Below are 23408 nucleotides of genomic sequence, written 5' to 3' on the forward strand. Positions count from 1 at the left end.
AAAGATTTCATTCTTATCAGTGCTTCTGTAAAAGATAAATGAGATTTAAATCCAGAATTATATGTAACATCTGACATCACAACTAACAAAAAAAGCATCCCGAAAGGGATGCTCTTCTAAACTTAAAAAGAAAAAAATAGGGAATTAAACCAATTGTGCTAAAGCTTCTTTGCTAAAGCCTTTCAAATCTTCTGTGCGGTTGTGTTTAATTTTTTCTACCCAGTTCGGATCTGCCAGAAGCGGACGGCCAACTGCTATTAAATCGAAGTCGCCCCGGTCCATTCTACGTACCAGTTCGTCTAGTGAGCTAGGCTGCGAGCTTTGACCTGCGAAGGCACCAAAGAAATCGCCGTCTAAACCAACTGAGCCCACTGAGATTGTGGTTTTTCCTGTTACTTTTTTGGCCCATCCAGCAAAATTTAAGTCAGAGCCTTCAAACTCAGGCTCCCAGAAACGGCGTTGCGAACAATGGAAAATATCAATTCCTGCTTCCGCCAACGGGGTTAACCATTGTTCCAATTCCTGTTCGTTTTTAGCCAGTTTGAAATCGTAAGCAGCAGGCTTAAATTGTGATAAGCGAATAATCAAAGCGAAATCTTCTCCAACTCTTTTGCGCACTTCTTTAATTACCTCAACTGCAAAACGGGTACGTTCTGCCAATGTTTTACCACCATAAATATCCGTACGGTTATTGGTCGCATCCCAGAAAAACTGGTCAATCAGGTATTGATGTGCACCATGTATTTCAACGGTATCGAAACCCAGGGCTTTAGCATCTGCAGCAGCCTGACCAAAAGCAGCTATGGTATCAGCAATGGCAGCATCGGTCATCGCTACGCCGTTTTCGAATCCCGGACTGTTAAAAGATGAGGGGCCTTCAAATGGAGCACTTGGTAACCAACCGGAAGCATGATTGGCATGAATACCCTGGTGCCAGATCTGTGGACCCATTTGTCCGCCAGCCTGGTGCACACTTTTAATCACATTCTCCCAGCCTGCTAATGCTTCGGTGCCGTAAAAATGCGGGATGTTAGGATCTGCAGATGAAGATGGACGGTTAATTACTGTTCCTTCAGATAAAATTAAGCCTACTTCTCCAGCTGCTCTCTTTGCGTAATAAGCTGCAACCTCGGCTGTTGGTACACCTCCCGGAGAAAATGACCTCGTCATAGGTGCCATTACTATTCTGTTTTTGATATTTAATGTTTTAAGGCTAAAAGGCCTGAATAAACTATCTGTGTTCATATATTTCTAAATTACAATTCTGTATTGATGATTTTACTTAATTTTTCCAAACCTTCCTGGTTACGCTTGTAATAAGTCCATTGTCCGACACGGGTAGAGCTTATTAAATCAGCACGTTGCAGAATAGAAAGGTATTCTGAAATGGTACTCTGAGACAAGCCACTTTTAATCTGAATCTGACCCACACAAACACCAACAGCTTCGAAGTTGGGATTTGGCTGATCAGGGAAGTGTATTGCAGGTTCCTTCAGCCAGCCTAGAATTTCTAAACGCGTTTTGTTCGAAAGGGCTTTAAATATTTCTACTTGATCCATGCTGCAAATGTATATCGACTTTTCCCGATATGCCAATTAAAAGAATAAAGTTTACAATTGGATGTAAAACCAGGCCTATGTAAATGAATTATGGTATGAACTGAAAGCTCAAGATTCTTCGCTTCGATCAGAATAACAGAGAAGATAAAAAGGGAAAAAAGCTTAAAAAAAGAACGGGGATAAATCATACCGACCTATCCCCGTCATCTAAATTAACGCTCTCATATATATAAACAACCAAAAAGGTGATTTATTATATCTGATGAAAAATATTTTTTATTTTTTTATTGTTGTTTTTTTAATCGCTGTTTTTGCTTTCTTTTCAACTGCCTGGTTTTGTTCAGCGGCTTCGGTCTTTTTCTTTGCAGGTACTTTCGTTTTTGTAACTTCGGTAACAGGCTCTTCTTTAATTTCTACAGCCTTAGGAGCATGATCCTGTTGCAGGTAAGTGGAGAGGATCTGTCGTAAGTATACCTCTGGTTTAGGCATATTAATGATGGCTCCAGGCTCTTTATCCTGCGATTGTTTGATATACGCTGATTTAATTTTGCCCCAATCTTTAGAGTAAAGCTTAATGAACATCTCTACAAATTGTTCGTCTGTATATTTTTTAGGCAACCTACCCAGTACTGCCTGAATTTTTTCTTCTTTTTTATGTAATACCGCCATCGATTTTATTTTGTACAAAGATAGCCGAATTTTATCATTATCTACCCTTCACTGAGCAAGCACATAAGCCGCTAATTATTTCTTCCAGCCTTCTTGCATTTTTTTGTATGCTTTTTTACTAATTTTTGAATTCTTCTTTGATCTTGATTTGCCTTTTTTCTTTCGGGCGTTAATATTGTTTACCAGCGAATTTTTAACGCCTAACTTATTCTTTTTCTTGCCTTTCTTTTTATCTTTTTTCCTTTTGCTTTTTTTCTTCTCTTTTGCCATAATGAACAGGTTATCTATTCATTTAACATTGAATTGTATAAAAAGTTCCAGTAAAAATGTAGCGAACCGATCAACCAGGTAAATTGAGTTTTAAGCCGAGTTTTTCCTGCTTGGCCAACCTGCTTTGGATACAGATCGGTTAATAATTTTCTTTGTTGAGCATAAAACAAAAAAGCACCAATCTTAATAGATTGATGCTTTTAATTGCTATTTATTAAACTTTTTTAGGGGGAAGGTCGAATGCAACTGCTTCGTGTTCAAAATGGCCTTTATGTGCGCCATCGCAAAAAGGTTTGTTTTTGGATAAACCACAACGGCAGATCGAAACTACTTCTCTACCCTGTAAGCCATAAGCATTTCCGTCTCTATCCACAATTTCGAAATCGCCCTCAATTTTAACTGAGCCGTTATTGTTAATGGTAAGTTTTGTTTTAGACATGTATGTGTTTGTTTGCTGCAAAACTAAGACATAGAAACCGCAATTTTTGGCGAGATTTCTATTTAGAACCATTCTCTATTTGGTTTGAGCTTCTTTTTTGATAACGTATGCAATCATATCTGTCCTGATCTCGAAACCCAGTTTCTGATAAAGTTTAATTGCACCCTCATTGTCGTTTCTAACATGCAGGAAAGGTATTTCTGAACGGAGCAGTATTCTTTTAATCTGTTCCTGCAAAATTTTAAATGCATAACCTTTACCCAAATGATCGGGATGGGTACAAACCGCACTTATTTCGCGATAGGGACTTGGGAAAAAACGGTGCCCGGCCATCGAGGCTAATTTGTCATTAACAAATATACCCGTGTAATTGCTGAGTGCGATGGTTTTGGCCAGAAATGGTCCTGGTTTGGTCAGCTCTACCAGGTCGATCATTTCTGTAACATGTTTCAGATCGAGGTCTGTTATACCTCTTACGTCTGCTATTGGCATTTCCTTGCCTCGAAAAACCAACTGAAACATATCGATTTGGGTTAACAGTTTCCACTGCTCAGGTATTTCTACAGGTGTTTTTGAGAAAAATATGAAAAAGCTTTCTGCAGGACTGATCTGATAAAGGGTATTTAGATCGTCCTGCGAATTATCTTTTAAACCGGCAAATGCGGTGATGTCTTCAACATAGTACTTTACCCGATCAGATCCTTTTGCCATATGGCTGTGTGCAGATGATAGGGCATAATAAATCGGATTATCCAATACGTGTTCCATCTGGTAAAGATATTAAATGCTTCATCAGACGGGGGTAATTTTTATATGGATTAACCTGTTCAGCTCCTCACAGCTTACCTATTGGTTTAAAAAAGTATCCACCAGGTAGGCAGTAATCTGTATCGTTTTGTCACTTACATTGGGATTAAGGTTTTCGCCAATCATGGCGCCATGCACACCGGGTAAAATAACCAGTTGGGCATTTGTAATCAATCCTGACATTTTAACTATATGTTCGGGTTTAATTACATCTTTATCCCCAACCATTAGAAGTGTATCAGAAGTAATGCCCTTCAGGTCATTATCGCTCAGATCGGTAAAATCCAGCATACGCTGCTTGTCCTTTTCGAACATTGTCTGTAATGCATTTTGATCAGGATTTACAGCTAAAAAAGCCGCTTTAAGCGGCTCGGGCATATGTGCTATGGTTGCGTCTCCAAAGCCATTATAGAAGCCATCAATTAAGCCTTCTCTTTGGTAATTGGCCGAAATAACAATGATTTTATTCACCACCGCCGGATGATGTGCTGCAATATGCAAAGTGGTTGTACCACCATTGCTGAAACCTAAAAAGTTGGCCTTTGCTATTTTTAGCTGATTTAATAACGTAATCACATCTTTCGCATCCTGTTCAAAAGATTCTGCCTGCTCACGGTCGCTGGTACGCCCATGCGCCTGAAGCTCTACAGCTATAACGCGGCCAGATTTTACTAAGAACGGAATAAACCTCCTGAATGTAGATTGAATGGTTGAACCGCCACCATGTATCAATACCAGTGGAATTTCTCCCTCATCGTAAATTTCATAATACATGTTAATGCCATTTACCTTTTCATACCCGGCTTTATTATATGTTTGCATCAGTTTAAAATTTTGCTAAACAAATCTAAATAAGCTACTTTGAAATAAGGTGCCTATAACAGACAATTTTAGGGTGGTTTGAGCCATTTGAGCTATAGCTTTCAAGTGCTAATAGGCTCGTTTTTTAGAAATTAAATTAAAATACCCGCGGTTTTTAATCGCGGGTATCTGAGCTTGGTGGTAAGACTAAACAGTTTTGTTTATAATTTTAGTGATTTGATCCGGTATTAACCAGTTTCCATAGTGATTCTACAGGTACGGTATTCTTCACTACCATCTGCACGCTGGGATTCATTTCGCTATGGGTAAACATTTTGGTATTGGATACTGTACCAATTACATTACCATAACGATCCATGACCGGGCCACCGCTTGAACCAGTAGCATAATCAGCCGAAATAGCCATCATTTCACGGAAAAACTTCTTGTCATGCTCTCCTGCCTCTTCCATGTACTTGTTGGTTACTATCCCTTCACTAAAAAAGTAGTGCATACCTTTGGGGTGGCCTAACACATACACCTGATCACCTACCTTGCCAGCTTGGGCTAATGACAAAGCAGGAATTTTCTCTCCCCCGGTTAGTAATTCAAGTACCGCTAAATCGTTGGTTTTTGAACAGGCAAGTATACTTTTTACTGCGTAGGTTTTTCCATCAGCCATCCTAACCGTAAGTCCCAGCGGCTTATTTCCATCTTTGATATTCGCATACATTGCGGCTACATGGTAATTTGTTACCACAATACCTTTCTGATCTATTACATATCCCGAAGATTCGCTGATGTGGGAATTGCTGCATCTTGGGCAGAGGTAGGCAATACCTACGGTTACCGTTGCAGATTTTGCATGCTCATAGATTTCGTTCCCGGTTTGTGCCTTTTTATTCGGCTTCATCAGATTCAGGGAAATAGAGCCCGTATTTTCTGCCAATTGAGTTTGTGCATCGATAGCGGTAATAGTTTTCACCTTAAGAAATAAAGAATCTAATGACTTTTGGTAGTCGGTTAAAATCTTTGCATCGTCGGTAAAGGTCTGGGCATGGGTAGTACCAACAGCAAGTAAAAATATACCTGTTGCTATACTTATGCCTTTTTTAAGTGTTTTTTTTGCTAACATCTTTCTTACAATCTTACGCGTTACCTATTTACCGGCTGTCTTATTCAGATTTTCAGCCAGAGAGCGATACCTTTGCGCTTCCCTATCATGAATCTTCACTAATCCACTAAAATATTCTTTGATTGCGATTTTTTGCTTCTCATTAGCTTTAGCCATCTTTTGCATTAGCATCCCATCTAACATGTCTTTGAATACGTCAGTATTTGGTATCAGTGCAATATGACGCTTATAGTAGGCAATTAATCCATCTAAATCCTGGTTAATTACATAAAGTGCAAGTCGGCACATATGTGTTTCAGCTTTATCTTTAGGTAACTTCAGCAATGATATCGTGTAGGCAATCTCCTCCACTTCTTTTGGAGTATAAACGATATTGTACTTTGCTGCAGTTTCATTAGCAATTTGGTACATATCTTTACGTATTTTATCGAATATGATTCGATTTGTTACTTCGGTACCCCAGGCCGCATCAATATTTGCTTTCTCTAACATTAATTTTCTGAAGAAAGGACTACCAAACTTCGTAATGCCAAAAGCCAACTCCAAATAAGCTTTGCTGAACCGTTCAAAATCCTGTGCATTGTCGAATAGTTCTTCAAGAACAGGAGAAGGATCTTTTGAACTTTGATAAAGCGCCAAGGCATAAGGAAATCCTGTTTGCATATTTTTGCTCTCCTCATAAGCAGCTTTTAAACCAGCCAAAGAGTTTTTAGGATCCAGCGCACTTTTTGCCTTTTCTATAAATTCTTCGGCTGTTGCTTTACCAACGATCCTGTTGATTTCCTGACCTTGAGCATTTAAAATGAGAAAGGTGGGATACGCTGTAACATTGTATTTCTTACCGATCTCCTTGCCTTCTCCCTTTTCCATGTCAAATTTGATAGATACAAACCTGGGATTAAAATAGTCGCCAGCAACTTTTTTAGGAAATTCTTGTTGTGACATTTCTATACATGGAATACACCAGGTGGTATAGCAGTCTATTAAAATCAATTTTGGTTCAGCCGGATTTCCTGCTTTTCCCATAGCCACAGCAAGGCTGGTTGTTTCGAAATTTATTCCCTGGGCGAATCCAGACCTCCAGCTTAATGCAGTAAAGCAGATTAAAGCTATAATAACTAATTTTCTCATTTTGTTTTTAAGTTTTCTCCTTTAAGTGTAGATTCAATAAGGGTTTTTAATTTAGCTTCTGATGGTCTCGGGGCATTAATGTTTACCGTTTTACCATTTTTATCAAACAAAATAAATCTGGGAATTTCTGTTACTTCATAGTCGCTAACTACCGACCCTTGATTATTAGTGAATAAATGTAAACCTGATAATTTTTTCTCTTCCACCATTTTCTGCCATTTGGCTTTATCTGTATCAATAGAAAGACTGATGAAAACAACATCTTTGCCCTCAAAAGACTTTTCAAGTTCCTCCAAAGCAGGTTGTTCTTTTAGGCAGGGTGCACACCAGGTTGCCCAAACGTCAATCAACACAACTTTGCCAAGGTTTTCTGACAATTTGTGCATCTTACCGGTTGCATCAGGATAAGAAAAGTCAATCCAATCTCCACCAGGTTGTTGCATACGGGCTCTTTTCAACATTGCTTTCATTTTGTCTCGCTGTTGGTTGGTTTGCATATACTGCTCATTGCGTTCCAGGTATTGAACAAAGTTCATGTTTGCACCTCTTTCTGCCTGTGCCACAATAAATTTAGCTTTCAGTTCTTTATTAGAAATTTCCGGGATAAGCATATCTGCAGCCATACCTTGTTTCGAATTATAGATGATATGTTTCACAAAGGCGAAGTAAAGCATGTAATGATAACCCATAGGCAAGTTCCAGATATTGGCGTCCGTCCATTTTTCATCATTATAAAATTTTACCAGACTCTCAGGATATTCATCTTTCTTTCCGATGTTCAAACCAGAAGCGGTAGGGATAATCACATCATATTTATAACTATAAGTTAAAAAATATTTAGCCTGTTTATCGAAAGCTGTATTTCCGGTATTGATATTTTTGATAAACTGTTCTACGGGGGCTTTAAGCGAATCGATGATTTTCAGATAACCGGCAGATGGTAACCGATAGCCATCTTTGGTATAACCATAGTTTCTCAATGGCTTTATCATTTTATACCAGTCTGCAAATACTTGGTTTTCTTTATTGATATTGCCTGAATAAACAATTTGTCCGTCACCGGCATCTACATTCAGCTCCTCGCCAGCTTTCAGGTAAACAGCATACTGTTCATCAAATACCCCTACATAACGGATGGTATTCAGATCTTCCTTCTTCACTTCGCCACGGAAAATTTGGTCTTGTCTGCTTTTTACCATCGGGAGAATAACCTGAATTTCACCATCTTCAGGTTTAGAAAAGAAAACCTCCTGGGTTTCCCTGCCATTTGGCAAAAGCTTATGGAATTTTCCTTTAATAACAGCGGTTTGTGCCCATGATGATGCAGATACCGCCAGCATCACAGAAAAAATTAGTGTTTTTTTCATTATAAGTTAGTAATTGTTTTGAGGTCGGCAAGCGCAATAGTGCTTACCGACAAGTGATTATATTCTTTGTTATGATTATTTTATACCCAAATCATTTAAAATTTGGCGGATGTAACCGTATTTAGTTAGGATATTGGGATATGCAGCATATTTTTGTTTGAATTGATCATCAGTATTCACCATAGCGGCTTCTATATACATACTCACATCTAGCCAGGTAGATATGGGTGATGATGAGGTAATTCTGGTGTCTGGCCCAAGAAAACCTAATGCCTGAAAGGTGAAAGGGGCTGGTAAGCCCACAATATAAGTGCTTGTTAAGTAGAAAGAATTTAACCCATAAGCATCCCGACCGGTTACATATTTTCTGGAAACAGCATAAAACTTATCCAGGATACTCGCATATTTATTATCCAATACTGAATTGGTAAGCATAGACCTTAATATGGCAGCTTTGTAATCCGCTTTGGTAGCTGCGCTCATTGCTGGGATTTTTGAAACTTGAGCAACTACTACGGTATTAAATCCTTTATAAGCATAGCTTCCGAAAGCATTGGTATTCATGTTTTCAACCAAAAGAATACTTGGAACATGGATTTTACCTGTTATTATGGGTATAATTTCAGTTCTTAAAAACGTTAGTGCATTAGGCACATCTGTTTTATTACAGTAAGTGAATGATTGTACCACAGGTGGCGGACCACTTTGTATGCCACCAAGCGAATAGCTTAATGATAAAACTTCGTAATAAGTATAAGTTTTCCCAAAAACATCTACACGCTTTTGTGAACCAATGGTATCATTAACAAATACCGGGATGCCGGTTTCCTTATAAAACTGGAAATTGGCATGGATTGTCGCATCATTAGGATTATCTTCCATGGCCAACCAGTTTTTATCATAATCCGGGAATACGGTAAAAGGCTCTTTTCTGCATGAAACCAGCGTAAGCGTAAAGCATGCTGTTATCACAAATAAAATATTTTTCATCTTGATCAAGTTAAGGTTGAATATTACGGATGCTGCGAATTGGGTTAGTTAACGATCCCCTGTTAAATTCTATAGCATAATTAGGGATGGGTACTTGCCAGCTTGCGGCATCCTGGGCAATAGAATTTAAAACATAACTGCCTGCGCGGGTGTAAGTATTGGTTTGCGCATCATAACTGTAAGTAGGGTGTTTAATGGTAAAACCTTCACCAAGCGGATACTTTGAATTGACCTCGTACCGCCTCAAATCGAACCAACGATGCCCTTCAAAGCAAAATTCCCGCCTACGTTCATCCCGGATAAAATTAACCAGTGCCTGGTTAGATGCCGGTTGCTGGCTACCTCCATTATTGTTAAAGCGCATAGCCTGCAGTTTCTGAATTTCGCTCCATGCCTCACCATCTGCACCAAGCATGGCTTGCGCTTCTGCACGGTTAAGCAACATTTCTGGCAAACGGAAAGAAAAGATGCAAGATACCTGCTCAGGATCATTGTAGGTTGACCAGGTACGCCATTTAGCCGGAAGATATGCTTTGCTTTTTGCCGATAGCATAAAACAGGCATTCAATCGAAGATCGTTAGTGCTAAAGCTCTGGATCAGATTATCAGAAGCCTTAAAACTAGATGCAAGACGATTCACGGGAGCATAAGATGCTAAAGAATCGTTGGGAAAAACGGCGGGAATAGAATTTGTTCCCATGGTGAATATGGTTTCTGTAGAGCTGCGATAAGTAAAGTTACTCTTTGCCACATAACGCTTTAAATCAATGATGCTGTAACCCATATTGTCATACCCATTAGTTACTTGCAATACCTTATCATATTGTTCGGTAAACAGATATACCCGGCTTTGTAAACATCTAACAGCCGCAATACCTACCCTGATTTTAGTTGTAGGATTGTAACCTTGAAGTAAATCTGCAGCTTGATTTAGATCTTCCTCAATCTGTTTATACACGGTTTCGTTATTGGTTCTTTTGAAATAGATATCTTCTACTTTTTCTGAAATCTTTAATGGCACTCCTTCATCTGTTGAAGCAGTTGCCTTACGATAAGGAGATCCGTAGATATTTTGCAATAAAAAATAGTAATAGGCCCGAAGAAAATAGGCTTCGCCACGTAAATGTTGTAGGTTTGCATCCGTTGGATTTTTTGTAGCAATTTGTGAACCTTGATAAATTAGCGCATTGATGGCGCCAATGCGTTTGTAGACTTTTTTCCACATTACATCGGTCCAGGCGAAGCCCGAAATATTAACTGCTGGATTTTGCCCCCAGTTGTGAAAGCCAGAAAGCATGTAAAGCGGAGTAGACTGATCTCTGTCAGCAGCTCCAAGTACAAATGCTTCGCTATCATCATCCATCACATGGAGCCATGGGGCAGAAAAGTCGGTCTCTGAAGCGATATTGCCCATGGTTGCTGGATTATAAAAAGATAAACTATATACATTATTCATGAAAGCCTCGCCAATCATCACCTTGTTCAGGTCATCGGTGGTTTCCAGGTATTTCTGATCTGTAGAATATTCTTCCAAAAACTTGCTGCAAGAGCTCAGGAGCAGGAGGCATGTTAAAAGGGTTAAAAGATATTTCATAGCTTGTTTTCTTTTAAAATGAAACATTAAGACTTGCGGTATAAGTAGGTCTAATGGATAGATTGATGTTTGGTGTAGAGCCTGATTGAGTTGGATCCTGTCCCTTTAACATTTTGCTGCTAAGGGTGAATAAATTGGTGCCGGTAAGGCTAACATAGGCCGAACTCAATTTTAATTTACGCATTAAAGATTCTGAAAAATTGTATCGGAAAGATGCCGATTGTAATTTTAAGTAATCTCCGCTCACCAATCTGATATCAGAATTATCGTACATATCGTAAGCACTACCGCCTAATTGAAGGCTACTTATCGGATAGTTTGACCACCATGGATTAATTACATTAGCAGATACCTGAAGACCTGGGATGTTGGTATAAGCTTCATCACCTGGCCTGCGCCAACGGTATACAAATTCTTTACGCAGGTTCTGCTGCGGATAGGCACTGGTTGTGGCATAACCCGAAGCAATTTTCATCAATCGGATTTTGTTTCCTAATGAATAAGTGAGGTTAAAGGATAATCCAAAATTTCTATAACCAAAGTAATTGGATAAGCCACCCTGAATATAAGGCTCGCGACGACCTGATTCACTCATGATTTCCATGTAAACGTCTTGCCGATCCATAGCCAAATAACGTTTTTGATATTCTGCTGATTTTTCAGCTTCTAACCCATAGAAAATGGGCGAACCGTCAACAGGGCTCAAACCTTTAAACTTGTAAGAATAAAAGGTATTGATAGGTTTACCAGCCAGCTGAACATTACCGCTAAGGTAATTGGCGTAACTGATGTTGTCTATAAGTACGTTATTTCTGTTGTTAATGGCTTGGTTAATAATTTTATTCAGCACCTGGCCCAATTGCGGATCAAAACGCCAAACAAAACCGCGTCTAGTCTTATCCAAACCCACATTATTAATGGCCGTAACACTTAAAGCTACTTCAACCCCTTTATTTTCTATTGTACCGCTGTTGATGACGTAAGATTGGACACCATTGATTTCTGATACTGTTTTATTCAGAAAGGCATCCTGAGTTCTTTTATAGAAATAACCCACAGATCCGGTTACTTTATTGCCAAATAGCGCGAAATCTAGCGCAACGTTGGATGAAGACGTTCTTTCCCATGTGAGGTCAGGATTTGGATAATTAGAAATAGTTGCAGATGGAGAATTATAATAAGGATCTGTAGATGGATTTTGTTTAATGATCATATATGGCGACTGCCCCGGAAGCATATTGCCTTGCCAGCCCCAAGATGCCTTTAAGGCCAGATCACTTATCCACGAAGTATTTCTGGCTACATCTTCTCTCATGTTCCACCTACCAGAAAAAGCGTAAATAGGTAGCAATTTATTATTTGAACGTGTTCCGAAAAGGTTAGATTGTTCACCACGTAAATGGAAATTGAAAATATATTTATCATGGTAAGAATACCCAGTTGTACCGTACCAGGCAAATTCGTTTGTAAGCTGCCTGTTGAATGATCCTAAAGCAGCCTTGGTAGACATCCATTGGTTATAATATCCTGAATAAGTAGTCGGTACAATATCAAAGTAACCACCCATTTCCGGGAAATATCCTCTTCTTGTGATGTCAAAACCATTATATTCATTTGATTTTATTTCCGTACCTCCTGAAATGGTAAGGGAGTGTCTTTTTTCAGCACCAAAGGTGGTTGCATAGTTTGCCTGTAAACGGCCTGTATAGTTGTTATTACGGACTTCACTTTTTGTCCACTCACCCCCCACCGGAGCCAAATCACTTCTTAAGCTAAAATCAGCACGAAGTTTATTGATGTAGTAAGAATCTTTTGTGTAATATAATTGCCTGTCGTTGTTGCTGATGGCATAAGCAAAGGTACCTTCCAAATTAAACTTAGGGGTAATTTTAAGTCTTATTAAGGCTTTCAGGTTACTCGCAAGCAAATCGGTATGATCAGCGCTGTATTCTTTGTCTTTCAGGATATTGTAATTAAAGATTTGACCTGAAGGGGTGGTAACCGGATAATAAAAATAGCTGCCATCTGGATTGTAAGCAGGCAGGGTTCTACTGGTGTTATAGGCATAATTCATGATACCTAGATCAGAAGGAGAATAATTTCTCGAAGAATAGTTACCTGCAAAACTTACCTGAGCCAGAAAATTATCATAATCAGCGGTTACGTTTACCACTGATGAATAGCGCTTGTTATATTCTCCCCTAATTGTTCCATTCTCATTTAAATAACCTAAGGAAGAATAAAACTTAATTCGGTTAGAACCTCCGGAAAGGGTTAAGGTATGATTTTGAGAATAGGAATCTTGAGTGATCAAACCTAACCAGTCTGTATTGACATTGGCATAGTAATCTTTCTGGCGTTTAAATTCATCATAATTGATGGTTCCTTTATAATATTGCTGAAGTACATCCTCATAGCCAGAAAACTGCGTAATATTATTGTATTGCATTCTTCTTTCTACCATTTCCTGCGAAACATCCATACGCTCCTGAGAATTCATCATATACATGTTTTGGTCAGAATAACGCGGGCGTCTGTTGAAAGTAGTATTGGCCGAATAAGAAATAGTTGGTTTACCAGGTTTGCCTTTTTTTGTAGTAATTACAATTACACCGTTACCTGCTTTGGCTCCGTATAAAGCTGTCGCAGAAGCGTCCTTAAGCACATCAATCTGATCAATGTCTTCAGGGTTTAATCCTGCAATGGCGTTACCTAATAAGTTTACAAAATCTAAATCGTTAATAGATTGAGGATCGATGTTTACAGGATCTTGGAGTACGATTCCATCCAGAACCCACAGCGGTTCGCGGTTGCCTAAAATGGTGGATGTTCCACGGATCCTAATCTTTGGTGCAGCGCCAACCTGTCCTGAGTTTTGCATAAAAACCAGACCAGGTACCCTTCCCTCCAGTAGCTTATCAATGGTATTAACACCGGGTGTAAGAATGTCTTCGGCTTTAACAGTATAGACTGAACTGGTTAGCTGACGGCTATTAATCTCCTCATAACCTGTTCTGACCAGGACTTCCTTTAAATCGGATGCAGATATTTTAAGTGAAACTACACGTGCCCGTTGTGCAGGAATCTCCAAATGATAATACCCCAAATGATTAATTTCAAGCATACTGCTTGCATATTGAGCAGGAATGGTAAAATGACCACTATTATCAGTTTGAGTAGAGAACTTTGTACCCTTCACCCTTACGGTAACACCCTCCATCGGCTTACCAAATTCATTGGTTACACTTCCGTTTACGGGACTATTCAAAGTGTTATTATCATTAGCCACGCTAGCCTTTCTTTCCGTAATAATGATGATCCGATCTTTGATTTCATAATCAAGATCCTGACCTGAAAACAACTTTTTTAATGCGCTGTTCAGCGGTTCTTTAACGAGTTTTATGGTAACAGGTTTTGCTTTCTTTAATATGAGATCGTTATAGGTGAAATCATACTTGGTTTGCTTCCTTATTTCTGTTGTTGCCTTAATAATTGTCGCGTTCTTGAGATCAAGAGTTACAGTTTGTGCCTGTACCTGGTTTGAAAATGAAATAGCGAATAGAAAAAATAAAATGATGATCCATTGAAAAGAAAATGACAGATCAGTCTTGGCCACCTTGCCATCAATTTCATGGTTGGGCATACGCCCGCTATACTCCTTACGAAAAAGGAAATCGTTCATAATGTGATTAGTTTGTTGGTTATTGGTTGTTGATTGGTTTTAGGTTTCAGGCTACGGGATGGATTAGTTTTGTCCTTACCCTGGTTTAGCCTGTTTAGTACAGTTTATCTCATCAGCTTCATGCTCCTTCCTTTAATTTCAAATTTTAGATTGGTGATTTTTTCGAGCGCAGTGAGTACGGCAGATAAAGGTTTATCGCGCTGTATGGAAGCGTGGATCTGGATATCTTCAGGTATGCCGCTGTAATCAATATCCAGGTTGTACCAGCGCTCAATCTGGCGGAGTACCTCGGTAATCGGAGTAGCTTTAAAAATGAACTCTCCGTCTTTCCAGGCGGTGTAAAAACTTGCATCTACGGGCGTAATTCGGAAAGTATTTTGGTCAAGTACGGATTGTTCTCCCGGGTTCAAATATGCTGCTTTTGAAATATTTGGGCTATTGAGTTGCACCCGGCCATTAACAAGGGTGGTAACCGTCATCCCTTCGTTTTTATAGGCATTAACATTAAAAATAGTTCCCAATACCTTTATTTCTTGCGTTCCGGTGCTGACAATGAAAGGTTTCCGGGCATTATGCGCTACCTCAAAATAGGCTTCTCCCTGAACCACTACACGTCTTTCTTTATCGGTAAACTGGCTTGGGTAAGAAAGTGATGAGGCAGCATTCAGCCATACTTTGGTACCATCATTTAAGGTAATGCGGTATTGGCCACCTTTTGGTGTGCTTAAAGTAAAGGTTTCGACATGAGCTTCTGTTTCCAGCACAGTACCATCCTTATAACGGATCGCTTTTTCGCCAGCAATAATTTCTTCTTTGCTGCCAACTAACTGGTATACCTTTCCATTGGCAGCCTGTAATGTTGCCCGATGGGTTCCCGGTGGAATATCATGGGCTGCAGCTATTCTGATATTGTGCTGAGTATGATTTAATTGATAGATGTAAAAGATGCTGAAGAATAAAATCACGATTGCAGCTGCTGCGGCCACGAATTTGAACATTGAAAATAACCTTAGCTTTTTAACCGGTGCTGTATCTTCTATCTGTTGAGCAATTTCCTGCCAGGCTAAATCTCCAATTTCTTTAGACTTTATATGAGCAGTATGTAATGTCGAATCAAAATACTGGCCGATTATTTCATCTAATTGTGCCCCATGCCCCTTATCCTCAAAATATTGGTATAACTCGGCCAATTCATCTTCAGCGATGGTATTGTTAAGATACTGGTCAAATAAAAGGTTAATTCTGCTTGGTTTGTTCATGTTAAACTAGGGGAGATTGTGCCCTTTTAAGTAGAATACACATGAAAAAGAAAAAATAGCACCCCTTGTTAAATTATTTTTTTAATAAGCTGGGCAGCAGGAGGATAAATATTTCAAATGACCTCGATTTTAGGACAGCCTTTAATTGTTTATTGGCTTTTTGAATGTGATGATTGATGGCAGAAAGACTGATGTTTAGCTTTTCGCTGATTTCCTGGTAACTGAGCCCTTCCAGTTTATGTAAGGTGTAAACTTCCCGTTGCCTGTCTGTAAGCTGATCCATAGCCTGGTCCAGAATGGCCTTTGCCTGTTCGGCGTCATCTCCTTCTTCCATAGGGTGGTAAACCTCTTCCTGGCCAATCTGATGGCGCATTAGCTGATCGTATACATTTTTGCGGATTACATTTTTAGACAGGTTTGTAGCTATCTTATAAAGAAATGCACCAAAACTGAGTTCGGTATCGATCATTTCGCGGTTGATCCAGATCTTTAGGAATACATCTTGTAAAACATCCTGGGCTAATTCCTCAGATTTTAACAGATAAATCAACTTACTTGCAAGTCTACCGGAATATACCTCGTATAACTGTTTAAAGGCGACCTTATCCCCGGCCTTTAGTCCAGTTAGTAATTCCTTTTCAGCAATAATGGGTGTAGACTTCACTTAACCACAGTCGTTTAGTTGTACTAATTTATATAAAAAGTGACTTATAGCAAGGTTTTTTTGAATAAAGTGGCCGATTAACCTGTAAAATAGTAAAAAAATAACTTAATTTCTTGTATAACGGTCAATATAGACCCTTATTATTAGTGAAAAAATGCTTAAATTAGATAGAAATGTTGAAAATTCGAACGAGGAGCATTATTCGGCTTTAAGGTGGAAAGAGCTTCCTTCATCGATCGATAAATCATAACGTTGCTCATTTACCAGTTTTCCTAAAGCCTTGGATAGTTTTTCTTCTGTAAGTTTAAAGCCATGCCTCGTATATAAGGAAATGGCGGTGTCCAATCCCTGGAAGGTCCACAAATAAGAAGATTGGTAACCTTTTTCTTTGAAAAAATCCATATAGAGCTGCATGAGCTTTTTACCCAGGCCAATGCCCCTGTATTCAACATCGATATAAAAAAAACGGAGTTGCGAAGCGTTATTTTCGCGGTGCATGAGTAAAATGAAGCCAATGATCTTTTTCTTGTGCTCACAAACCCAAACCCTGTCTTTTTCAGGATCATAACTCTCACAAAATTCATGCATGCCGGCAAAGGCATAAGATTCAAACTCAATCCGCAGGCTGTGTTCTTGCTGATACAGCAGGGTTTGTTTGTAGATCACATACGATAAATCTCCTGGCTTTAGTTCGGTTCTGATATTAATTTCATCTAACATTCTGTTTGTTTTATTTATACCTTAATCCTCAGTAGCATTTGGTCTGAGCCAATTGATCGATATTGTTGCTAAAGGAAAATATTATAGGTGGCCATTTCAGCAGGCCTGTGGCAACCTGGCTTCTTCGATATATTTTTGCATTGGTTTTTCACCATGTAGCAGCATTTTAAATAAATCATAATAAGCTTTTTTCCGAAGCTTATTAGGTTTACAATTAAAGATTTACTTAAAAAAATGCCATTTCTATTTTCCCGCCCGTATTACACTTAATGTTTGTTGTGTAATGCCCAGGTAGGAAGCAATATGCCCCAATGGAACACGCAATAAAATGTTTGGCATCGTATTTAATAAATCTTTGTACCGTTGACCTGCCGAATGGAACTGTAAAGAATAAATCTTTTCTGACAACCGGCTTATAACCTTTAAGGCAACAAATAGTCTGTGGTTGTTAAATGCAGGGCTGGTATTACATAATGCATCCAGCTGCGCGTAAGAAATAGCCCGTACGCTTGACTGCTCTATAACCTCCAATCCATAAGGATGTGCACGATTAAAAAAAATGCTTTCAAAAGCCACTATAAAACTATCTTCATCAAAGAAGGTATGCGTGATGTCTTTTTCTTCTTTGTAATAAAAAGCTCTTAACAGCCCCTTTTCAATAAAATATACCTGTTTAGAGAAGTTTCCCGGCCGTTCCAATAATACATTTTTCGCACACTCCTTTTTTGAAAATAACCGGTCTACGTGTTCTGCTTCACTAGGGGAAAGTTTTGCTACTGTACTTAAATATTTTATCAATTCCATCCCAAGCTGATCTGTTTAAAGCAAATCTATCAATCATTTTTTAAGATATATTAAAAACACTGCAGATTTTTTGAATTTACTTTGCCGTATCAGAATCATTAAAATAATAGATCATGAAGAAAGTATTATTCTGCCTTATAGCGATGTTTATAACAGCTATTGGCTTTGCCCAATCCACCAATGATAATTTTGCAGGTAAATGGAAAACCGAAAATGGTGTCATTATCACCATTTCTATTAGTAACGGAAAATTTTCAGGTGTTGATCCCAAAGGCCGTCCAACGCTTTATAATGTACACTTTGAAAAAGATGAATGGAAGGGCACTGTAGAAAACCACGAAACCAGCTAGAAAGGCAACTGCGAAATTTACCTGCAGGGCAATAAGCTGAAAGTAGTAGCACATAAAGGCATTTTTTCAAAAACCATGTACTGGGTAAAGCAGTAAGTACGAAAATTATTTCTTTCAGTTAAATTTATTTATCTCTAATTCAATGGATATGAATATCAAACAACTCACACAGGATGTGGCACTAAAGCTGAAATTATATTTAGCTACTCTTGGTGAACCGCTGGACAAAGCACACGATGTAATCAGCGCCGGGGACGCCGGGTTGCGTAGTGGCGAACTTTCTGAATTGACCATTATCACAGATTTGAAACCCGATGGGGCCCGAAATCTGCGGTTAATTTTTGAAACATTAAAGGGCAACCTTACAGGCGCCAGAAAAGTAGGCACACTTCACGATATGCGCTTTGTATTTTTAGAAAACGATACCAAGTTACTCTTCTGTACTTGCTATGATGGCGATTGGGATACGTATATCAATGACTTTGCGACCAAAATACCGGAGATGATGGATTTAATTTTCGGAAATATTGAAGGTTGGCCTGGTATTAAATCTCCAACCGTAAAAGAATTTATACTTAGCAAACAAATTACGGCTTCTGCCTGGTTTGTAAGCCATCCAAAACTTACAGTTGCCGACACCACGAGATTAGAAAAAATTGGCGATGGCTTAAACAAACTTTTGGAATTGTAAAGCTTCAAGAAAAAATACAATGAAGCCAGGATATATTTTGTTTTCACAAGAAGCTGAAGATCTGCCAAAATATTTTGAGCATCAAATTCTCTAAGTTTAATAGTGTTATGTTTTTAAAAAAATTATTTAAACGCACTGCCGAAAAAATAGACTTGCAGGATATTCAAGCCATTATGTTGCGCGATAGACCTCTGCCTTATCACGGTGTAAATGTTTTTTTGGAAATTCTAGACACTGTATCTGCCAAAGCATTTTTGAAAGAAATAGTACCTTATGTTACCAATGCCAAAAATTGGTGGGATAATGATGATGCATGGCTTGCCATTGCCTTTACTTACGAGGGGTTAAAGAAACTTGGACTTCCGCATTCCACAATGGAGAGTTTTCCTGATGCCTTTAAAAAGGGAATGGCTGCCCACAGCGAAAAACTAATGGATATCAATGAGAATGCCCCCGAAAAATGGGATGCTGTTTTTAAGACGAAAGGTAACCATATTGCCGTTTCCATCTTTGCAAAGGACATGGATGATCTGAACTCCAAAAAAGTGCTTGCGCTTCGGGTATTGAAAAAACACAAGGGTGTTAAATTGCGTTTTCAAGCCGATTTTGATACACCAATAGAGGGGAATTTCAATCATTTTGGCTTTCGCGATGGCATCAGCAATCCGGAAATTGAAGGTAGCGGGGCAGTGCAATTAAATTCAAAAGAACGGCCCATAAAGGCCGGTGAATTTATTATGGGCTATGTCAACGAAGCCGGCAACCATTATCCTATGCCACAACCAATGGAATTTGCCAAGAATGGCACATTTGTAATTTTTAGAAAATATCACAGCCACGTGGCAGCATTCAATAAATACCTTATCCAACAAGCAAAATCGAAAGATGAGCAGGAATTGCTTGCTGCAAAGATGGTAGGCAGATGGCGCAGCGGAGCACCACTCAATATGTGTCCTTTTAAGGATAATGCGGCATTGGGTGCAGATACCAGGAAGAACAATGATTTTGATTTCAGCAATGACCAAAATGGTAAGTTAGTGCCTTACTCGAGCCATATGCGCCGGATGAACCCGCGCGACAGTAAAATGGCGGTAATGTCTGATGTGAACCTGCACCGCATTATACGCAAAGGAGTAGGTTATGGGCCTGTATTGCCAAATGGCAGCACTAATGATGACGGTAAAGAGCGGGGGCTTTACTTCATCGCATTCAGTGCTAAAGCAATGGAGACCCTTGAATTTTTGCAAAAAGAATGGGTGAACAACGGAAACTTTGTTAGCCTCAAAAATGAAAAAGATCCTATGATAGGACTAAACGAAGGCAAGGGAACTTTTACGATGCCTGCTGATCCTTTACCAAAGCGCTATATTGGAATGCCCACTTTCAATACATTAAAGGGCGGCATGTATCTTTTTATGCCTGGCATCAGGGCCATTAAATGGATGAGTGAAGCTTAGGCTTATTCTTTCATGTATGAGAGTGAGGGGCTTGCTTGGGAGGAGGTGATAAATTTCAGACAAAAACTGCTGGTCGAAAATAGAGCCAAGCTATAGGAACAAGGCTATCTGACAACTAAATTGCTCTGCTGGAATACCAGCAGCGGGCATCCTGGATAAGTTTGCTAACCTTATTATACAACTGACTGTTCACATTATGATATCTTTCTGGGCCTGCCCAGCATTTGCAGAATGGCCTCGTAGTATTTTTCTAAGGGTTCCAGCCCCACTTCCTTTCGCCTATCATCTACGTGTTGAGGATCGGCCAGGTCTGCTGGAAAGATGATCTTATTGTTGGCATCGAACAGGTTACCGGTTTTATCATAACTTGGCTGGGTGCCATATAATTGTTTGCCGCCGGTATTCCGCTGTACGCGGTCATATAAATAGGCGTAGTCTTTACGGGTAATGTTGCCTTTTTTAGATTGCTCGTCGAGTACAGGTAACATCGTTACCTGGAATTTTGGGTCACTATCTGCATGTTGGATCAGGACAAAGAAATGGTGCGCGGCATCTGCACCTACCATCTGCGCTGTCGGATATCCATATTGATTATAGATCGCTTTGGCAGCTTGTATACCACGTACATAAGTTTGTTTCTTCAAGGAATCCTGCAGTTTTAAGCTGTCCTTCGGCGCGTTTCTTTCACTCATAGCTTTTAATTTCAGTTGTACAGCCTGATCTTCCTGGTATAAACTGTCAATAGTCTTTGCCAAACGCGGGTTGACCTGGGCGCAGGCAGTTACAGCTAACAAACTCAATAATGTGATATAACAATACTTCATGTTCAATATGACAAAATAATATAGGTGGATGTTACAAGCTTTCTGTAAAAAAGCGGTAGGATTCACATTCTAACCTGTCAGGTCATTTCTTAAGCTAATTGTTTCTACTCAAATGGAAAGGCTAGCTGATAGCGAATAAAAAAGGGTTGCTCTTTTGGAGCAACCCTTTTCTGTTTTGGGAAATAATTTCCGTTTGTAGCCCGTAGGGGAATCGAACCCCTGTTTCCAGAATGAAAATCTGGCGTCCTCACCCCTAGACGAACGGGCCATAATCTTAGTTTTGACTTTGAAGCTATTAGTTTGGAGTAACTCCCAACTAAAAACTCTCAACTCCCAACTGAATCGGTAGCGGGGACACGACTCGAACGTGCGACCTTCGGGTTATGAGCCCGACGAGCTACCAACTGCTCCACCCCGCACTTTATCTTAATCAACCCTCTGTTTGAGGGAGTGCAAAAGTATATATTATTTTCAGCTTTCAAAAGACTTCACGGATTTTTATTTGGTGTTTTGAATTATCTGCTTGATTTTTAGTGAATTATTTTTGTTGCTCCTAAGTTTTTATTTTTCTTTAAAAAAATGATAGAGATACCGCTAAGCAAAACTTCCGAAAGGTAAGGTACCTGCTAAGCCAAAACTATTAACCCCTTTTGGCCAAAATAAATAGCGATCAATGGCTTTGAGCCATAGTCAATTCCGCTATCCTTGAAAATCGGCCGAAAGGGGGCAAAATAATTTGGTTGATGAAATTAAGCAGTTGCTCCTACATTAGCTTCACTCATCGCTATTTCACTAAGCAGCGCATCAGTATCTTTTTCTTCTGCAAGTGTTGCTGCCAACAATTGTTCTGCATCTGTATGCCCCATTAATTTGGCATAAGTAACCAAACAGCCATAGCTTGCAATCTCGTAATGCTCTACTTTTTGAGCGGCAGAGATCAGTGCTGCATCCAGCACTTCAGGTTGTTCAGAAAAACTTTCAATTATTTCATCTGCCTCTTCTAAAAGTCCCTCCATTGCTTTACATTTTTTTCCTCTTGCCGTGAGATCAATTGAAGAAAATACTTCTTTTAAACGCTCTATCTGGCCCTCTGTCTGGTTGTAATGTGTTTCAAAAGCTTCTCTGACTTTTTCACTTTCGGCAGCTCCGGCAAGTTTTTTTAATCCTTTTAGAAGCTGCTTTTCTGCACCAAGAATATCTCTCAGTTCATCTACAAATAGTTCGTGCAGATGCGCATTCGGCATTTCTGCATTGTTTTTTTGATTTGCCATATCGTTTTTGTTTAAATGAATAATTGTTTAATGAAAGAACAGCCACTTTTTTAAAAAGGTTTAGGGAAAAATATAATCACGTATTTAATACGTCTGCCTTTTGAATATTTCCAATGCGATGCGCTTTTTACTGCCCGGCATTTATAAAAAACTGTAGAACACAAGGGTATGATCAGTTCAGTTAAACTAAACAGGATTCAATTAAAGGGATACAGGATAAATTATATGCTTTTTTAATCATGAAACTTACCGCTTCTATCAAAAGTCTTGTAAAACGGTTTGCTACAAATACATTAGTTTTACAAAGGATTTAGGTAAGGCCTATGTGTGCGAGAAGAAGAATGCAGCTTATTTTTGCTTTTTTGCTTAAAAATTAGTGTTTTAACCGTGTTGATTAGTACATCCAAATCAAAAGGTTTGGCAAGAAAAGCATCCCAATTGCGGGTTTCGTTTGATTTTACTGCATTATTAAAAGCTGAAAAAAGGATTATTGGAATGGTGGCTGTTGAGGCTTTTGTCTTTATTTGCCTGCAAAGTTCATCGCCATTTATTTTTGGAAGCAGATAATCGAGGATAATGATATCGGGTTTAAAACGTACGGCCAGTTCATACAGGTTCTCTGTATATTCAAAACCTTTTACGATAAAGTGGTAATCGACGAATATTTCTATCAAAAGTTCGCGCAATGGCAAATCATTTTCAATCAGCAGGATTTTTTTTCCTAATTGCGTCCCGGTAAAGGCTGGGGGCGATATTGAGTGATTTATTTTCATGGGCTATAGATATAATATAAATTTAAGGTTATCATTTAGCTCTTGAAACGTAACAAATACCCGTTATTTAGGGAATTAATACGGATTTTAAGGAAATTCAGGAAGTATTATAGGTTTTTACAGATGAAAATCAGATTATCGTGATTTCAGT

At 39.0% G+C, this 23408-nt stretch carries 23 protein-coding genes and 2 tRNA genes; 3 read left to right on the plus strand and 22 right to left on the minus strand.

Annotated elements, in window-relative coordinates; translation table 11 throughout:
- Positions 1–144: 144 nt before the first annotated feature.
- The 17 genes from ACFSR6_RS10315 to ACFSR6_RS10395 form a co-directional block, all read right to left on the minus strand.
- The gene (locus ACFSR6_RS10315; protein WP_379078377.1) at positions 145–1245 is read right to left on the minus strand and encodes an NADH:flavin oxidoreductase; all 1101 of its coding nucleotides are present in this window, start codon (positions 1243–1245) and stop codon (positions 145–147) included.
- An 11-nt stretch (positions 1246–1256) separates the two neighbouring features.
- Positions 1257–1559: an ArsR/SmtB family transcription factor gene (locus ACFSR6_RS10320; RefSeq protein WP_379078379.1), complete on the minus strand. Its 303-nt coding sequence runs from the start codon at positions 1557–1559 to the stop codon at positions 1257–1259.
- Between the two features lie 276 nt (positions 1560–1835).
- On the minus strand, positions 1836–2228 hold the full coding sequence (locus ACFSR6_RS10325; RefSeq protein WP_379078381.1) for a hypothetical protein: 393 nt from the start codon (positions 2226–2228) through the stop codon (positions 1836–1838).
- Between the two features lie 75 nt (positions 2229–2303).
- The gene (locus ACFSR6_RS10330) at positions 2304–2498 is read right to left on the minus strand and encodes a hypothetical protein (RefSeq protein WP_379078383.1); all 195 of its coding nucleotides are present in this window, start codon (positions 2496–2498) and stop codon (positions 2304–2306) included.
- Between the two features lie 214 nt (positions 2499–2712).
- A complete protein-coding gene (locus ACFSR6_RS10335) occupies positions 2713–2937 on the minus strand; it encodes a CDGSH iron-sulfur domain-containing protein (RefSeq protein ID WP_183765915.1) in 225 nt (74 codons plus the stop codon).
- Between the two features lie 75 nt (positions 2938–3012).
- Positions 3013–3705, minus strand: coding sequence for a GNAT family N-acetyltransferase (locus tag ACFSR6_RS10340; RefSeq protein ID WP_379078385.1), 693 nt, complete (start codon positions 3703–3705; stop codon positions 3013–3015).
- A 78-nt stretch (positions 3706–3783) separates the two neighbouring features.
- Positions 3784–4566, minus strand: a complete 783-nt coding sequence (locus tag ACFSR6_RS10345; RefSeq protein ID WP_379078387.1) for an alpha/beta fold hydrolase — start codon at positions 4564–4566, stop codon at positions 3784–3786.
- A 208-nt stretch (positions 4567–4774) separates the two neighbouring features.
- The gene (locus ACFSR6_RS10350) at positions 4775–5680 is read right to left on the minus strand and encodes a S1 family peptidase (protein ID WP_379078389.1); all 906 of its coding nucleotides are present in this window, start codon (positions 5678–5680) and stop codon (positions 4775–4777) included.
- A gap of 24 nt (positions 5681–5704) precedes the next feature.
- Positions 5705–6811, minus strand: coding sequence for a thioredoxin family protein (locus ACFSR6_RS10355; RefSeq protein WP_379078391.1), 1107 nt, complete (start codon positions 6809–6811; stop codon positions 5705–5707).
- Positions 6808–8178 (minus strand): TlpA family protein disulfide reductase, encoded by a 1371-nt coding sequence (locus ACFSR6_RS10360; RefSeq protein WP_379078393.1) that lies wholly within the window; start codon positions 8176–8178, stop codon positions 6808–6810. Before ACFSR6_RS10360 ends, ACFSR6_RS10355 begins: the two co-directional genes overlap by 4 nt.
- 75 nt (positions 8179–8253) lie before the next feature.
- Positions 8254–9168: a hypothetical protein gene (locus ACFSR6_RS10365; RefSeq protein ID WP_379078395.1), complete on the minus strand. Its 915-nt coding sequence runs from the start codon at positions 9166–9168 to the stop codon at positions 8254–8256.
- 10 nt (positions 9169–9178) lie between these two features.
- On the minus strand, positions 9179–10762 hold the full coding sequence (locus ACFSR6_RS10370) for a RagB/SusD family nutrient uptake outer membrane protein (protein ID WP_379078396.1): 1584 nt from the start codon (positions 10760–10762) through the stop codon (positions 9179–9181).
- 13 nt (positions 10763–10775) lie between these two features.
- Positions 10776–14444, minus strand: coding sequence for a SusC/RagA family TonB-linked outer membrane protein (locus ACFSR6_RS10375; RefSeq protein WP_379078398.1), 3669 nt, complete (start codon positions 14442–14444; stop codon positions 10776–10778).
- Between the two features lie 104 nt (positions 14445–14548).
- Positions 14549–15703 (minus strand): FecR family protein, encoded by a 1155-nt coding sequence (locus ACFSR6_RS10380; RefSeq protein WP_379078400.1) that lies wholly within the window; start codon positions 15701–15703, stop codon positions 14549–14551.
- A gap of 73 nt (positions 15704–15776) precedes the next feature.
- Positions 15777–16367, minus strand: a complete 591-nt coding sequence (locus tag ACFSR6_RS10385; RefSeq protein ID WP_379078402.1) for an RNA polymerase sigma factor — start codon at positions 16365–16367, stop codon at positions 15777–15779.
- Between the two features lie 198 nt (positions 16368–16565).
- A complete protein-coding gene (locus tag ACFSR6_RS10390) occupies positions 16566–17087 on the minus strand; it encodes a GNAT family N-acetyltransferase (protein ID WP_379078404.1) in 522 nt (173 codons plus the stop codon).
- A gap of 243 nt (positions 17088–17330) precedes the next feature.
- Positions 17331–17891: a Crp/Fnr family transcriptional regulator gene (locus ACFSR6_RS10395; RefSeq protein ID WP_379078406.1), complete on the minus strand. Its 561-nt coding sequence runs from the start codon at positions 17889–17891 to the stop codon at positions 17331–17333.
- A gap of 113 nt (positions 17892–18004) precedes the next feature.
- Between ACFSR6_RS10395 and ACFSR6_RS10400 the strand changes: the two genes are divergently transcribed.
- The 3 genes from ACFSR6_RS10400 (at position 18005) to ACFSR6_RS10410 (ending at position 20389) form a co-directional block, all read left to right on the plus strand.
- Positions 18005–18241, plus strand: coding sequence for a DUF2147 domain-containing protein (locus ACFSR6_RS10400; RefSeq protein WP_379078408.1), 237 nt, complete (start codon positions 18005–18007; stop codon positions 18239–18241).
- Positions 18242–18389: 148 nt separating this feature from the next.
- A complete protein-coding gene (locus ACFSR6_RS10405; protein ID WP_379078410.1) occupies positions 18390–18932 on the plus strand; it encodes a hypothetical protein in 543 nt (180 codons plus the stop codon).
- Positions 18933–19039: 107 nt separating this feature from the next.
- Entirely contained in the window at positions 19040–20389 is a 1350-nt protein-coding gene (locus ACFSR6_RS10410; protein ID WP_379078414.1) for a Dyp-type peroxidase, read from the plus strand.
- A gap of 194 nt (positions 20390–20583) precedes the next feature.
- On the opposite strand, the gene ACFSR6_RS10415 is transcribed toward ACFSR6_RS10410, so the two are convergent.
- The 5 genes from ACFSR6_RS10415 to ACFSR6_RS10435 all read right to left on the minus strand — a co-directional run bounded on the left by ACFSR6_RS10415 (position 20584) and on the right by ACFSR6_RS10435 (position 23257).
- Entirely contained in the window at positions 20584–21213 is a 630-nt protein-coding gene (locus tag ACFSR6_RS10415) for a DUF6624 domain-containing protein (RefSeq protein ID WP_379078416.1), read from the minus strand.
- A 196-nt stretch (positions 21214–21409) separates the two neighbouring features.
- A tRNA-Glu gene (locus tag ACFSR6_RS10420) sits at positions 21410–21481 on the minus strand.
- Positions 21482–21559: 78 nt separating this feature from the next.
- Positions 21560–21632: transfer RNA gene (locus tag ACFSR6_RS10425), tRNA-Met, on the minus strand.
- 330 nt (positions 21633–21962) lie between these two features.
- On the minus strand, positions 21963–22484 hold the full coding sequence (locus ACFSR6_RS10430; protein ID WP_379078418.1) for a YciE/YciF ferroxidase family protein: 522 nt from the start codon (positions 22482–22484) through the stop codon (positions 21963–21965).
- 299 nt (positions 22485–22783) lie between these two features.
- The gene (locus tag ACFSR6_RS10435) at positions 22784–23257 is read right to left on the minus strand and encodes a response regulator (RefSeq protein ID WP_379078420.1); all 474 of its coding nucleotides are present in this window, start codon (positions 23255–23257) and stop codon (positions 22784–22786) included.
- Between the last annotated feature and the right edge of the window lie 151 nt (positions 23258–23408).

Origin of the sequence: Pedobacter vanadiisoli (genome assembly GCF_042684385.1) — a bacterium.
In the GTDB taxonomy this organism is placed as follows: domain Bacteria; phylum Bacteroidota; class Bacteroidia; order Sphingobacteriales; family Sphingobacteriaceae; genus Pedobacter; species Pedobacter vanadiisoli.